A 14,884-nucleotide genomic window follows, 5' to 3' on the forward strand; every position below is an offset into this window, starting at 1 on the left:
ACCAGTCTGATAAAGCATCGGCAAGGCATTTTGTGAGTCAAGCCGATAGTTTTCAATGGTTCTTCGTCCTACCTCAATTTCATCTTCCAGAGAAGTGTAATCAAAATTTATATTCTTCATCATCCTGGTGAGGAAAGTCGGCGTGCCTGTCGAGAACCAGTAGCTGCCGAAAGAATTATTGAAAAAGGCATTCATCAAGCTGAAAGGATTATAAATATCGGTTTTTGTGTTCTTTGAAAAATGATAACCGTCATAATTCTTTTTTAGCTCGGCAATGCACTCTTCTTTTGAGATTTCGTTTTCTTGAGCCATAAGCTCGATTTCCGGAACAAAACTCTCTTCAAGTTCTTCCTGAGTGATTCCGCAAACCGAAGTAAAATCGCTGTTTAGTGAAATATCGTTTAAATTATTCAAATCAGAGAAAATGCTAACTTTGTCAAAGCGCGTAACGCCCGTGATAAACGCAAACTGAATATGCGCGTCCTCGCCTTTGATAACGCCGTAGAAGGATTTGAGGATTTTGCGGAAAGTGTCCACAAGCTCCTCGTTTCCGATTGCGTTCAAAAGCGGCTTGTCGTACTCATCCACCAGAATGACCGCCTGTAAGCCTGTCTGCTCGTGAGCTTGCTGAAGCAAACTGCTGAATCGGTCGGCAGGGCTTGTTGCGTTAGGATTCCTGACGCCGTAGATTTTTTCGTACTGGTCAAGTTTTATGCCGAGAGATTTTCTGAAATTCTCTTCGTCCGTAAAATCTCCGACATTGAAATCGAGGTAAAAAACCGGATATTTCTTCCACTCGGTTTCAGTCTCGGAAAGCGAAAGCCCCTCGAACAAATCCTTGCGGCCCTCAAAATAGCTCTTGAGCGTTGAAAGAAAGAGCGACTTACCGAACCGGCGCGGACGGCTCAAAAAATACGGGCACTTGTATCGTGCAAGCTTTTCGACAAACTGAGTCTTATCAACATAAACATAATTCCCGGTGCGGATTTTCTCAAATGTCTGGATGCCAATCGGCAGGTTTCGTCTTTCGCTCATAGATCAATTATAACACGGAACACTAAAAGTGTGCTATAATATCCATGAAAATGAAACGGCCATTTCTTGTATTTTTAGCATTTACAATTTTTGCATCTCTTGCTTACTCAAAGGAAGTAGAACCTGAGCATCTTTTTGACTACAACGGAAAAAGCTATTGCGCGGTCTCTAAAAAGAAATTCCTTTCAAGAGAAAAATGGGCATTGCAGGTGGACGGAAAAGTTGTCACGCCGTTCAAGTATCTTTCGATTGAAGGGCTTGACGGAGGCAACGGGCAATATTTTATTGTCGCGCGCACAAAGGGCAAAAGGAAGCTTGAATATCATTCTGGGCATTTTGCCGTAATCGGGGCTTCTTGGGGGCCTTATTTTGACTATGAATGGGACTGGTACTATGACGAGTTCGTAGCCATCGGGATTGATGACTATTCTGAGTCTGCTCCATTTGAGGCTTACTTGGCTGCAAGAAAGCCTTATGAAGTTGTCAGGTATGAGGAAGACGCTCTCATTTTTTCCGACTATTACCGTGAAAAGCTCAAGCCGTATTTTCATCTTTCGACCGATTCTAACGGAAAAGAAACCTACAAGGCCTGTTTTTTGTATGTGATGGAAGAACGCTGGTTCGGCCGCCTGCTTGATTCCAACGCAAGGGACTTGTTACCAGACTACATGGTTAAAGAGGGCTGGCCTGGCCCCGCAATCCGGGCTGTGCGCAGAGAAGGAGAAGAAGATTCCGAAGATAAAAATTTCGGTCTTGTTCTTCCAGATGGTGAACTTCTTCTTGATTTTGAATATGACAGAATCCGGAGTCGCGACTACGGAGAATCTTTTGTAAACGGAAAATGCATCTTCGCCAGAAAAGACGGCAAGGAAGGTATTTTCCTTCCAAAGCAAAGTGAGCAGAGCGAAGGGCGTTTTATCTCGCCGTTCAAATATGAAGAAATAAAGGATTTCTTGCAGTGCGGGGAGCGGTGCTATGCCGTTGTGCAGGACTCACAGAGCGCCGACGATTACGCGGAAAAACTCGTAATTTTGAACGACGACAGCTCAAAGGAAGACGAAATCGTTTTGTCCGGTGTCAAGCATGTCCGGTTCTGCAGAAGCTCCGAGGAATCCAGAAAGCTTCCCGGCAAGAACGATATTCACTGGATTCTCACAGATAAAGGGAAGTATGGAAGTGGAAATGAAAAAACGGCACTTTACCGCCTCACGCAAAAGAACAAAGCCCCTGAGTTGATTCTTGATTATGTTAACGGTGATATATACAATTCCATAAGAACGCCATTTTACTGGAACGGAAATTATTATTGCATAGTCCAGCATTGGGGAGTCGGCTACAGCCTTGTTCTTCTGGGAAACACCGCAAAAGAAAGCAAAATCTTAATTCCACAAATGAAATACAGCCCTAGAATATACCCGCCGACAGACGAAAGGAACGAAGACCTTGTTATTAAAGCAAACGACGGGTACACATTGTATGCAATCACAAAGAAAAGCCAGCAGTCTAGGCTTATTTCCGACGGAAAACACGACATACTCGAATTTCGCTACAAGGCTCCGTACTATTATATTTATGACTTTCCTAGTAAATATTATCGCCTGAACCCCAACGGCGAGGATGAGAAAATTACCGAAAATGAGTGGAATCAGCTCCCGGAGAAATATTAGGTGAATGGAGGAAAAAAAATGAACCACAAACACCTTCTGACCATAACATTGCTATTAATCTCACCGTATATTTTCCCGCAGGAAAAGCACATGAACCTAGATGATATAAAAATCGAAAAATATACAGAACTTCCATACAAGAATGTTTTTGATTATTGTGACTGGAAAGATGGAAAATTAATAACTCTATATAATGATCGTTTCTCTACTTTGGAAGTGACGGAAAAAAATAAGCTGAAAATAAAGAAACTTGTCAATTTTTCAGATGGAGACTGCATCTTTAAAACATTCCCAGAAGTGAATGTCATTTACGGATATTCAGGCGGAGTCACGCAGCTTTTTTATGATTTGGATACAAACAAGACATTGCTCTTTGAGCCGATTTTTACAAGAAGATATTGGGCAAGGGGAGCATTGCTGCTGGATTCTGAAAGAAAAATATTCTTGTTGATATATGGACACATGCTTACCCGAGAAAAGTATGATTATTTTATATATGACTTGCCGAACAACAAGATTCTTTCAAGCCCGTTTGAGCAGGAAAGCGATTTTCTAAAGGATGTTTTGGAAGTCAGGCTTGGAGATTATCTTTTTTTATGCAGGGAAAGGGATAAGATAGATAGAAAGAAGATAACAAATAACTATTATATTTATGACTTTAAGAAAAAAGAGCGCATTGACAATGAACTGACTGCATTTTTATCAACTTTGAAATATGGTCATGGTATCAGGTATCTTTCTCTTGAAGAAAAAATAATTATTATAAATTCTTATGATGCCGCAGAAGAGGAAAATTTATTTATTACATGGGAAGATGACTTCAAAAAGGTACGGGCAGCCCCATTTTTTATTCCTGCATTCAATGATAAAAAGGTGGACTATGGAATTCCAGGTGTACATCTTAATGATTGGGTTGTTTTTAATATACATTCAAATGGATTATATGGGGAAACTGTTTACAAACTTGGCTTCTCGAACATAAATTCTCCCGTACACGTACCTGTTGTAATCGATGAATATTTTGAAAGCACCCCATATTATTTTTTCCTTGAGCACCCTGTATATGGTCCATGCTGCTTTGTAGAGGTTGAAAAAAACGGCAAGAAAACCATCCGTATGTACAAGATGAGCGACGTGCAGAAAGAGATTGTCAAAACTCTTTCAGAGCATGGGAAATAAATTGCAGGGATTTATCGCTTTTATGAAAAAGATTCTACAATTTAATCGCACCAAAATCTGCTCGCTTCTGCCGGTAGTAATAATACTTTTGTCAGTTATTCTTCTTCCTCTTGGAATTTTCTCTGAGGCTGAGTTCTTAATCGCCATTGCGATGTTTATTCTTGTTTTCGGTTGGCTTCCGGCTTTAATATCTTCTATCCTTGGTATCGTGTTTTCAAGCCTCTCGCCTAAAGAAGAAAAAGCACTGGATTATTTTGTCATATCCATCTTAACTTGTATCTGGTCGCTTTTTTGGGGAGTATTTGTTATCATGGTGTTCTGGGATTTACCTCCAGAGTAAACATCTATTGCTCAGACGAGATTTTTACTCTTCCTCGATGCTCCAATCGTCAAGCTGTTCTTTTTCGCTCGAATAGTTCACGGCAAAGCGGGTAACGATAAACGCAATTCTTCGTGCGGAGTTCTTCAAATGTCTGGATGCCAATAGGCAGGTTTCGTCTTTCGCTCATATCTATATTATAGTACAAAATGCCGAATTTGACTATAATGCCTTTAAGAAATGAAGTAGGAGAAACAAAAATGGGAATTTTTAATCTGTTTAAGAAAAAGGAAACTGCTCCAAAAGCAATGCCTGGCAGACCTGTCAGCGTACACATAACAGAGCCGCAGTTTTACGAGGATACCAAGACTGGTGGGGCTTTCGGCGTTTTATGCCTGTCAGAGAACACTGTTACGGCTCTTCCGAAAGAGAAAATCACTTTCAACTGCAAGCCGGAAGATGAACCAAAAGCTATTTTTGATGAAGTTTGCAGGCAGATTGGCATTTATTACAAGGACAAAGAAAATTTCACCTGCCTCAAACGAAAACTCCGCTGGAAAAATCCTGTCGTTCAATGCGAATTCGGCTTTTGCTCATCACACAGCAATATGAGGGGAAAATGGGTCAACTTTGAAATTGTTCCAACCCTTTATGCGGTTGAAAATGAAGGCATGGAAAAGAAAGGACTGTTATACTTGCATATCTGGCCTGAAAATCTTGATATTTGTCATGTCAACGAATCAATTTTTGCTAAAATCATTGAATACATCGAAGACAAAATCCAGTTCGCAAAAGAAATGTGCACGAAAGAAGGTTTTTCTGCGTTTCTGGACCGCAACAAAGATATAAAATTCATTACAGATGCAAAAAATAATCAGATTTTTTTGGAGAAATTAGGCAAATGAAAAAAAGTTCCCGTACTTCAACACTGAAAGTCGCTCGCCATTTATAATGCTGTTTTTATGCAAAAGCTTAATTTTTATGCTATAATAATACTTGGAGGTTCGATATGTCAGATGCTCTTGCGTATGTAGAAAATCAAGTATTAAAATTCTCTTTGGCTGAACAAATACAGTTGCTAAATTTCGTGGCAAATAATATAAACAAAAAAACATCTATTTTACATAATGAGTATTCCGAAGAAGAATCTTTGCAGAAAATGAGAGATGCAAGTCTTTCGACTGTATGGGAGAGCGTAAAGAATGACTCGTGGTGATGTTTATATGCTTGATTTTGGCATTCCGTTCGGAAGCGAGCCTAGAATGCGCCGACCTGTTGTAATAATTCAGGCTGACAAAGAAAACTTAAATGGACTAAACACTAAAATTGTAGTTCCACTTACATCAAATACCATAAATGCAGATTTGAGAGGAAATGTTTTTCTTCCCAAAAAAGAATCAGGGCTTTCCAAAGATTCCGTCGCATTGATTCATCAGATTGTCGTAGTGGACAAATTCCGTCTTGAAGAAAAAATCTCAAAACTTCCGAAAAATCTTCTTTCAAAAATTGAAGACGAAATTGATTATGTAACTAAGGAATAATATAACCTCTATATCTATGGATAAATCACAATGTATTTCACCCTTGCATGTAAAAAAGAAATCTCTCTTACTGTTGAAAGCCCTGTGAACATAGTCAGACAGGCAATCATGGCTAATATCGAGAACAAAAAAGAATTTTTCGGAAAAGACCCGCAAAAAGTCTTATGTGGAGAAGAAAAGGACGGAGTATTTTCTCTGGACTTGAATTATCAGTATTTCCACAAATTCTCTCCGTTCAGAAGATTCGAGTGCGAGCTTTCGGGCGATGATGAAAAATGCACGGTAAACCTTACATTCAAGAATGATTTCTTTTTCTTCGGAATCTTTATGCTCCTGCCTTTTTTCGCTCATGGCTTTCAGTCAAAGAAGTGGAAAACAAGTGCCGCCGCCATCGTAATTCTTTTTGTCATAATGACAATCACATTCAACATAAAAATCAACAAATGCATGGACGAAATCGAATATATTTTGGAAAAGGTAAGTAAAAACGCAACAATATGAAAAAAAATAAAATCATCATCTGTATTCTGTCAGCGATTATGCTTGCTTCTTGTGCAGGATTGTATGCGGAGGGCAGGGAATCCTCGAAAGAAAAATCGCACATCGAGCAGCATGCCCCGGAACTTCTTCGGCTCTCACAGGAAGTCTTGTCTGCTGAAAAACTCTACGAAAAAAGAAGTGACCTTTCAGAATTCGGAGGCGAGTGCGGGCAGGACTATTATTTTGAGCTGTATGCACTTTCGCTGAAAGAGGAAAATGATAAGAAGGCTGGACAGCGGGCAGAGGAAATCCAAAAAATCCAAGCGAACCTGAATGAAATCTATATGACTTTAAATGAAATGTTCCGTCTGGTCGTAGGGGGCGGCACTTACTTCGGGCATGAGTATCAGCGTATTCCTGCTCGCACGGAGTACGACATTTACAGATATTTGAACGACAAAAAACTACAAGAATCATTCAAGACAACTGTTAGCTGGACAGAAAAAGATGTGCTTGATTTTGAGGAATTCTTCTGGCTCGTTGCAGCAACATGGCGTAGAGATATTGATGAAGGTGACACTGGCTACTGGTTCGTGGAAGACGGATACAAACGCGTGTGCGATAAAATGTACGAAATCAAGCGAGGTCTTATAAAACTCGAAGAAACTTGCACAAACAGATTTTATCGTGAGCGTGCAGAAGCCTATATCAGCAGCAAAATGCGCGCTCTTCTTGGTCGTGAGGAAGAATAAATGATAAAAAAGGAAAACAGAAGTACACAATGAAAAAGTTTCTGACAATTCCGCTTGCTTGTGCGGTATTTCTTCTTGCTCTAAGCTGTAAGAATTCTCAAAAATCATCATCCGCCAAAAAATCCGCGAAAGCCATGATGCCAGACGGAACCATAGGGGAAGCGACTTTGACTATGAGAACTTAAAATACATCAAGGATTATGATAAGATTTATGCGTTCTAAGAGGGTGAAAAAATGAAAAAAAATTCTAAGAAAAGCATTGCTTTAGTTTTTGTCGCTTTGGTTTGTTCGGCAGCATTCGCACTAGACCCAAGTAAAGACGAATACGGCGCAAAGCCTGTCAAAGTTACGGCTTCAAACACGCTCATTGAAGACGCAAATAACCCCGACAAATACGGCGCGCAAAATCTCATCGACAACACATACAAAAGCTGGGCTGGCAAAGGGGTCGGCACGGAGTTCGTGTTTGACTTCAAAAGCGAGGTTAAAATCTACGGCATTACAATCAGAAACGGCTACGGCAGTCTTGGCTATTATCTGAAAAACAACAGGGTCAAAAGCATTAAAATTTCTTCCGAAAAGCAGGAGCTTGGCAGCTGTAATCTTCCCGACACCCCCGACCCGCACTGCATCAGCTGGCTTGACAGCCCGATAACTGCTAAGCAAATCAAAATCACAATCACGGGGATTTACAAAGGAAGCGAGTTTGACGATACCTGTATTTCTGAAATTACGTTTTTAGACAGTCCCGAATATTGCTATGATTATTATAAGGAAAAAGAGTTTAAATATGATTCCTGGCGGGGAAATCTGTTTGCAGAGATTTACAAAGCCGATTCCAAAAAAGCACGAAAAGACGCTTCTGGCCGCTGCCAGGCCTACACCGCAATAGATTTTGAATCAGACACAAAATGGACGACAATTCCGGAGCATTTGCACAATGCAATTTATCCTATAGGTTACAGAGGCTTAAACAAAAACTACAGCATATTTTTGATGCATAATGGTGCAGCCGTAATCGAATGGGAAAAAGAAGATGTCTCTTCGCTCATAACGCATTTTTACATTTTTGATGGCAAATCCCTTATTGACGCAGAAAATAATCCCATTTTCAAAAACATTAAGAGCCTTAAGGAAACAATAAACAATCCAAGCCCAGATTGTACTTATGTCCATTTTTATTCTCATTCAAATGTTTTTGAAATCAACTACACAAAATTCCTTGATAAAAGTCTCTCAATTGAATCAGCAATCGAATGTAAACTAATCTTTGAGTTTGACGGCAGCAAGTTTGTCAAAACCGCGGAAGAACGGAAATAAAAATGAATTTTCTTTCTAAAAAAATTTTTGCAATTGTACTTTTCTCAATGTTGATTTCGGCGAATGTTTTTTCACAACATTCTGAGCGCGAATATAAAAAATATTTTGATGAGAACAGGGAAATCTTTATAAGTTATGGATTTGAAATATTTTTGCGGCTGACATTCAAAGATGACAATACTTTTACAATCGACGGTTTTGATTATCATTTTTGCGACGGCACATATTCTTTTTTAAAAAACACCATAAAAATCAACTATCCGTTTAACTACATCGACAAGGACAACATAAAAAGGCTAAAAGATTTTGGGCTTAACTGTGATAAAGCGTCAGAAATAATAATCGACATTGATAAAAGCAATATTTTTAATAAAGGGGCGTATATTTCTGGAGGAAAAGTTTTTTGGAGCGACAAGCATTCGGAGCCTTACAAAGAATACATGTTTGAAGGTATCAAATGTATAAAATATCCCAAAAAGATTCGCATAAAAGAAAACCTCAAAATGCGGAAAACACCTTCTTTGAAAGGCGAGCTTGTTCATCTGGATTATTATAACTACGAAACAAAAACATACATCGAGGACAGAACCGTGGTTTTCAAAGACGAAGAATACAAGATTCTGGCAAGAACAGTAACCGAAGAAACCATTGACGGCATAACTTCACCGTGGTATTTAATTTGGGTTGAGGGTGCACCGCAACCGCCTGACGAACCACCGAGTGAATATGCGTGGATTTTTGGCGGCTATACTATGATTTTGGACACGGAGTAATTATGAAAATTAGTATGAAAAAACTCATTTCAATTTTATTCACTTTCACAAGTTTGGCACTTTCAGTTTTTGCAGACAAAGCCCGGTTTTATCAAGCCGGCAAGGTCATCAATACAATGTATGTGGATTCGGCAGAAGGCCTGCGTGTTCGGGATAAGCCGTCTCTTAAATCAAATCGGCTTTGCGCTCTCACGCACAGGCTCCCGCTCAAAGTCGTGGCAATCGGGCGGGAAGAAACGATAGACGGAATCACGGCTCCGTGGGTGGAGATTCTGATTCCTCGGTACGAGTGGAAAGGCGACAATTCTGAATACGGCTGGGTGTTCGGCGGGTATCTTTCTGAGAATATGCCAAAATTCATTGCTCCAAAAAATGCGGAAGAACTAAGCGATTATTTGACACGGCTTTTGTTCCTTATTGATTTTGAGGAAAATCCCGAATCTATGTATGCAGTTCGTATGCTTCCAGATGGAACTTATGACGGAGGTCTATTGAATGGTGCCCGACCGACAGAAGGAACATGGAAAGCATTGGGGAAAAACTCATTTTTGCTTTCTAAAGTTTATGACAATGGATTTGATTCAAATGAAAAAGTCACGGTGACTGTCAAAGTTGAAGGCCTATACACCTATTTCTCTCATGTCGGGCCGAAATTTAAGCGGATTTTTCCAAGTGAGCATATAAGTTTGGAGCTTTATGACGACAATATGAACTCCGCAATGCTTTATGAAACGAATTACAAGAATCAGACTTACTTACAATATCTTGCTGATTGCAATAAAGTGGATTCCGAAAGAGTTACAATGTCGATTTGTGCCGGTGTCTCAGCCAAAGGCACTAAATACGAGAAACAGTACCACGACTACTGGAATCCGATTATGGAAGAGCACCAGAAAAAAGCCGATGCGATAAAATAAAACTAAAAGGGGTGAAAAATGAGCGATAAAAAAGTATACTGGGGCACAATAATTCAGAATAGTTTTTATTACGAAGAATATCTGGCTTATGAAATCACAAAACTTCCAGAAGGAATAATTCTTACGCTTTGGGAAAAAGAATGGCATTATGAAGACTCTTCAACTGGAAGAGCTGACAGATTATTTTTAAAATACGAATGGATTCTTCCTTTCATTAACACAATCCGCTCAGTTCCGAAAAGAGAGCTGCACCGAGGAACAGATGATTCAGGTTACGGCGAATGGACGAGAGATACCAGTTTCAATTCAAAAAATTCTGAAATAACAATCTATTTTTCAAATCATTACTATGAACACTCATCACCTAAAATTGAAGTTACAATAGTGTCGGAAGAATCTGACAAACTTGCCAAAAAATTTTCTCCGTATAAGACATGGGAAAATGACCGCTTGAACAATATTTATCTTCCTCATGCAGACGGTTTTGAAGGCTACATCCAGACAATTGAGCCTCTTCTAACGGAGTTTGAAAAATATGTTCCAGAAGAAGAGCGAAAAAATATTCTGCCCCCGCTTGGAAAAATCAAAACAGAAATTGAAATCAAAACCGAGTCATATAAAGAATGGATTGCAAAGTATCCCGAGGACAAAAATGCCCCTCATGTGCGATGGATAACAAAACAGACCGGAAATACCAGTTACGATGTGACCGCACTTGTATTTTTCAAGGGAAAATTGGATTATCAGAAGACCATCTCGCTCGACATCAAGCAGATTGCGATGATAAATAAGGACATCGACTCATGGATAGAAGAAAAAAATCCGTGTCCGTACAAAAAAAAGGGCAGCGACTTTCTGCTTGAAATAAAGGCTGACTCAAAATATGATAATTACCTGACTATGAAAATCTCAACAACAGGACTTAAAGGCGATTCTTTTGAAATTCCTGCGAGAACCGATGAAAAACAGAATCAGTTCTATTATCTAATTTACAGTACCGAAGCCCAGAATGTTCATCTTTAAGGGATAAAACTCACGGAGCAGAAAATGACCAAACAGAACAAATTGCTTTTTAAGATTCTACTCGCATCGATTTTAATTTTTGTCCTTTCACTCGCTTTCTCAAAAAAGGAGAGGAGCGCGCAAAAAGCCATTGATTCCGCAATATTGAACCCAAGTCACAAAAACGAGGTGAATTTGATTGAAATCGAATCAAAAGGATCCCAAATCACGCTCAAAAAGCAGGGCGATTTCTGGCTTCTTTACAAAACTTTCGAAAACGGAAATGAAATCTCCACGCTCGCGGACTCAAAAATCATCGCCGCACTTCTTGAAAACACGAGTAAAATCCGAAAGATTTATAAAATCACAGAAAAAGAAAACGACTATCTTTCACTAGGAATCTCAGAGACTCAAGGAACAAGTATCAGCTTTTCTCAAAACAACGGTAAGTTGTACACAAAAGTGCACTTCGGATATTCAGATTCTCTCAAATACCGCATTTATTTTCGCTCTGACTCATCAAAAACAGTTTACGAGACCGAAAATGACATTCATCAGTTCCTTACGGCTGAGACAAACTACTGGACAGAAGGACAAATCATCCCCGAAATAAAAAATCCAGTTCAAATCACGATGAAAATCAAGGCGGATTCAGAGCAAAGTCTTTCTCCTATAACAATCAAACTCGACGAAAAATCAGAAGATTTCAAATCAAAATCACACACGCTACTTTCTCTCCGTCATGGAAATATCCAGGACATGCCCCGAATCCAATCCGATAAAAACAATTTTGAAAAAGAATCTTTCCAATCCGAAACATCTTTCCTGAAAAAAATCTCTACGCTCACGCTGCAGGACGGAAACGGCAGAATCGCCAGAATCGACTTTTTTGAGAAAAAGGCTGGCTTCACAAATTCAAATCAAACTTCTCTTCCGGAAAACGATTCAAAAAATCAGCTCTCCGAATCAGAAATATCTTACTTCTACCAAAAATCCGTCACGCCGACACAAATCGACAGTCAGGAAACAGCTTTCGCATTCTACTCAGAAAACGCCCTGTATGAGATTTCAGCCTGGACTTACGAGAAAATTCAATCAGTTTTTAAAAAATCAGCCTTCTAAAAAAGCAGATAAACTGCCAAAAACGAAAGAAAATTGTACAAAGCATGAATGGCGAACGGAATCCATAGCGATTTCGTCCTTGCCATGCAAAGCCTCAAGGCAGCCCCGCACACAAGAGCGTTCAGAAATCCAAGAACTCCAAGGTAAATATGCCCAAGCCCAAAAAGGAGCAGGGCAAGCCCCTCGCACAAAAACGAAAACCATAGCCTGTTTAAGACTTCATTCGCATTATCGGCTGCAGCAGACACTTTAAACTCAGCTTTCTGAGCAGTTCCAGAATTACGGAAAACCTTCAGCTTCCTAAAAATCTCACGGAACGCGCGCGGCAAATAAAAACGGTAAATCACTTCCTCAAAAAAAGCCGCGCAAACAACGCCAAAAAAGAAGTTCACCCATCCCAAAAAACTGGTCGGAAAAATAACTTCCTGTAGTCCGCCGCCGATTTTCAAAAAATAAGAAATCGCTTCAAAAACACATGACGAAACGAAAAGAACTCCAAAACAAAGAAGAGTGTTAGCCGAATAAACAAAAAAAGGCTCGCGCGCTCTCTCAATCGGCTTATCAAAAATCCGCCCTTTAATCGAAAAAGTATATATCAAAAATGATATACCAGCGTTCAAAAACACCGAAAAAGGGTAGCAAGCCACGACAACTTCCTGCCGTTCCCCAAAAAATTGCCCCATAACAGGCGCAATCCCAAAAAAGAGAAGGACATAAAAAAAACCAAGATAGAAAATTGTAGATTTTTTCATCGAAAGTTCCTTTTATTTTGTAAACTACCAGTGCTTTTCATCTATTTCAACATCAAAATTAATGAACGAGGAGAAAAATGGCGTATTCACATTTGAAGCAAGCCCTGAACTTTGATTCTTTTGGGAATTAAAGAAAATCATTTATTTTACAACCCAGGCATAAAAAATAAACCACAGATGGCACAGATTACACAGATTATATATTTTCATCTGTGCCATCTGTGTAATCTGTGGTTTCTAAAGTTGGTAGTTAGATTTTATTTTAGTATTTGCTCTCTGCATATCCGATCCAGCCTTCATTTTCGATGAGGGCTTTCTCGAATCCCTCGAGCTTGAACGGATAGCTTTTTGAAAGGCTGCCTGCGATAAGCTTAACCTTCCATGTTCCGTCTTCCTTCTGCTCGATTTTGCATTCACAGTCTTTGTTGCCGAATGTGCGGAACATATCATCAATGTCTTTTTTTGGCATATTGAGTGCCAAAAGACCGCAGTTGTACATGTTCTGATAGAAGATTCGTGCGAAATTTGGAGCTATAACAGTGTAAATTCCGTTAACTTCCAAAGCCCAAGGAGCATGCTCACGGCTTGAACCACATCCGAAATTCTCACGAGTGATGATTACCTTTTTGTTCGGAACATCACGCTTTGCATCAAAACCTTCAAGTTTGAGGTCTTCCAAAAGATAAGGTTTGAGTGCCTGTTTTGAAACCTCTGTAAGATATTTCGCAGGGATAATCTCGTCAGTGTTAATATCTGAGCGATCCAAAAAGAGTACATCTCCACCAAAAGCTTTCATAGTTTTCTCCTTTTAAGCTTCTATAATAAAACGGCTTAATTAGCCTTTGTAAAGTTCTGAATTTGCGATGGTTCCTGTGATTGCAGTTGCAGCAGCACTTGCCGGGCTCATAAGATGAACCATGCCGCCTTTACCCATTCGGCCGTTGAAGTTGCGGTTTGTTGTTGAAGCACAGACCTCACCCTCAGCAAGAACGCCGTTTGACATACCAAGACAAGCACCGCAAGTAGGGTTGGTTACACAGAATCCTGCTTCGAGGAAAATGTCAATGATTCCCTCATCCACAGCCATCTTGTAGATTTTTGGAGTAGCTGGGCTTACGATACCACGAACTCCGTCTGCAAGTTTGTGTCCTTTGAGGACTTTTGCAGCGATTCGAAGGTCTGAGATTCGGCCGTTTGTGCATGAACCGATGTAAACCTGATCGACTTTTGTGCCTTTCATCTCAGAGATTTTCTTAATCTGATCTGGCTTGTAGTTGATTGTACATACAGGCTCAAGATTTGACAAATCTTCTGTGATTACTTTTTCGTATTCTGCATCGTCATCATCACGCCATTTTGCGTAGTCAGCGATTGCTTCTTCCTTTGACTTGTATTCGTCTTTGATGAATTCCCAGAGGTATTCGACAGTTTTTGCATCCGGGAAACAGATTCCGCTTGTACCACCGGCCTCAATTGCCATGTTACAGAGAGTCATTCGCTCTTCCATGTCCATGTTGTCAACAACCGGGCCTGTGAACTCGATTACGCAGTTTGTAGCACCGTTAACGCCGATTTTTCCGATAAGATGAAGGATAACGTCCTTTGCATAAACACCTTCTTTGAGCTTTCCGTTCAAAACGAATTTGATTGATTTTGGCTCACGGAATGAGCAGACACCTTTAAGGATTCCGACTTCAAGGTCAGTTGTACCGACACCTGCTGCGAAAGCACCGAAAGCTCCGTGTGTACAAGTGTGGCTGTCACCCATGATTACAGTGTAACCTGGTCGAACGAAACCTTTCTCCGGGAAAATTGCATGGCAAACACCGTTTGCACCAATGTCGAAGAAATCCTTAATATTGTTTCGGCGTGCCCAGTCACGAAGAATTTTAGACTGAGTAGCAGTTTTGCTGTCTTTTGAAGGAGTTACATGGTCGATTACGGCCTTGATTTTAGTCGGGTCAAAAACTCTGTCCTTACCGCGCTCAACCAAGTCATTGATAGCGACAGGAGTCGTGATTTCG

18 protein-coding genes are annotated in these 14,884 nt (G+C 40.0%); 14 read left to right on the forward strand and 4 right to left on the reverse strand.

The features are described 5' to 3' along the window. A partial coding sequence (locus IJJ71_RS06720) for an ATP-binding protein (RefSeq protein WP_296846059.1) occupies positions 1-1,035 on the reverse strand: 1,035 nt, incomplete at its 3' end. A 50-nt stretch (positions 1,036-1,085) separates the two neighbouring features. Between IJJ71_RS06720 and IJJ71_RS06725 the strand changes: the two genes are divergently transcribed. The 14 genes from IJJ71_RS06725 to IJJ71_RS06790 all read left to right on the forward strand — a co-directional run bounded on the left by IJJ71_RS06725 (position 1,086) and on the right by IJJ71_RS06790 (position 12,108). Beyond that, on the forward strand, positions 1,086-2,702 hold the full coding sequence (locus tag IJJ71_RS06725; RefSeq protein WP_296846060.1) for a WG repeat-containing protein: 1,617 nt from the start codon (positions 1,086-1,088) through the stop codon (positions 2,700-2,702). A gap of 18 nt (positions 2,703-2,720) precedes the next feature. Beyond that, entirely contained in the window at positions 2,721-3,881 is a 1,161-nt protein-coding gene (locus tag IJJ71_RS06730; RefSeq protein WP_296846061.1) for a hypothetical protein, read from the forward strand. Continuing rightward, positions 3,871-4,221 (forward strand): hypothetical protein, encoded by a 351-nt coding sequence (locus IJJ71_RS06735; RefSeq protein WP_296846062.1) that lies wholly within the window; start codon positions 3,871-3,873, stop codon positions 4,219-4,221. Before IJJ71_RS06730 ends, IJJ71_RS06735 begins: the two co-directional genes overlap by 11 nt. A gap of 239 nt (positions 4,222-4,460) precedes the next feature. Beyond that, complete coding sequence (locus tag IJJ71_RS06740; RefSeq protein ID WP_296846063.1) at positions 4,461-5,105, forward strand: hypothetical protein; 645 nt, start codon at positions 4,461-4,463, stop codon at positions 5,103-5,105. A 104-nt stretch (positions 5,106-5,209) separates the two neighbouring features. Next, on the forward strand, positions 5,210-5,416 hold the full coding sequence (locus IJJ71_RS06745) for a hypothetical protein (protein WP_296846064.1): 207 nt from the start codon (positions 5,210-5,212) through the stop codon (positions 5,414-5,416). Continuing rightward, a complete protein-coding gene (locus IJJ71_RS06750; RefSeq protein ID WP_296846065.1) occupies positions 5,403-5,741 on the forward strand; it encodes a type II toxin-antitoxin system PemK/MazF family toxin in 339 nt (112 codons plus the stop codon). The genes IJJ71_RS06745 and IJJ71_RS06750 overlap by 14 nt, the downstream gene beginning before the upstream one ends. A 30-nt stretch (positions 5,742-5,771) precedes the next feature. Beyond that, on the forward strand, positions 5,772-6,242 hold the full coding sequence (locus IJJ71_RS06755) for a hypothetical protein (protein ID WP_296846066.1): 471 nt from the start codon (positions 5,772-5,774) through the stop codon (positions 6,240-6,242). Next, entirely contained in the window at positions 6,239-6,973 is a 735-nt protein-coding gene (locus tag IJJ71_RS06760) for a hypothetical protein (protein ID WP_296846067.1), read from the forward strand. The genes IJJ71_RS06755 and IJJ71_RS06760 overlap by 4 nt, the downstream gene beginning before the upstream one ends. A gap of 29 nt (positions 6,974-7,002) precedes the next feature. After that, positions 7,003-7,158 carry a hypothetical protein gene (locus IJJ71_RS06765; protein WP_296846068.1) on the forward strand — a complete coding sequence of 52 codons (156 nt, stop codon included), beginning with the start codon at positions 7,003-7,005 and terminating at the stop codon, positions 7,156-7,158. A 50-nt stretch (positions 7,159-7,208) separates the two neighbouring features. After that, positions 7,209-8,294 carry a discoidin domain-containing protein gene (locus IJJ71_RS06770; RefSeq protein WP_296846069.1) on the forward strand — a complete coding sequence of 362 codons (1,086 nt, stop codon included), beginning with the start codon at positions 7,209-7,211 and terminating at the stop codon, positions 8,292-8,294. Positions 8,295-8,296: 2 nt separating this feature from the next. Further along, positions 8,297-9,067, forward strand: coding sequence for a hypothetical protein (locus IJJ71_RS06775; RefSeq protein ID WP_296846070.1), 771 nt, complete (start codon positions 8,297-8,299; stop codon positions 9,065-9,067). Positions 9,068-9,069: 2 nt separating this feature from the next. After that, positions 9,070-9,984 (forward strand): SH3 domain-containing protein, encoded by a 915-nt coding sequence (locus IJJ71_RS06780; RefSeq protein WP_296846071.1) that lies wholly within the window; start codon positions 9,070-9,072, stop codon positions 9,982-9,984. 18 nt (positions 9,985-10,002) lie between these two features. Beyond that, positions 10,003-11,007: a hypothetical protein gene (locus IJJ71_RS06785; protein ID WP_296846072.1), complete on the forward strand. Its 1,005-nt coding sequence runs from the start codon at positions 10,003-10,005 to the stop codon at positions 11,005-11,007. Positions 11,008-11,031: 24 nt separating this feature from the next. Then, a complete protein-coding gene (locus IJJ71_RS06790; protein WP_296846073.1) occupies positions 11,032-12,108 on the forward strand; it encodes a hypothetical protein in 1,077 nt (358 codons plus the stop codon). Here IJJ71_RS06790 and IJJ71_RS06795 read toward each other — a convergent pair. From IJJ71_RS06795 to IJJ71_RS06805, 3 genes are all read right to left on the reverse strand, one after another. Then, a complete protein-coding gene (locus IJJ71_RS06795) occupies positions 12,105-12,860 on the reverse strand; it encodes a CPBP family intramembrane glutamic endopeptidase (protein WP_296846074.1) in 756 nt (251 codons plus the stop codon). The genes IJJ71_RS06790 and IJJ71_RS06795 overlap by 4 nt on opposite strands. A 262-nt stretch (positions 12,861-13,122) precedes the next feature. Then, on the reverse strand, positions 13,123-13,656 hold the full coding sequence (locus IJJ71_RS06800; protein WP_296846075.1) for a 3-isopropylmalate dehydratase small subunit: 534 nt from the start codon (positions 13,654-13,656) through the stop codon (positions 13,123-13,125). 39 nt (positions 13,657-13,695) lie between these two features. Next, a partial coding sequence (locus tag IJJ71_RS06805; RefSeq protein WP_296846076.1) for a 3-isopropylmalate dehydratase large subunit occupies positions 13,696-14,884 on the reverse strand: 1,189 nt, incomplete at its 5' end.

This window comes from Treponema sp. (assembly GCF_017430385.1).
In the GTDB taxonomy this organism is placed as follows: Bacteria; Spirochaetota; Spirochaetia; order Treponematales; family Treponemataceae; genus Treponema_D.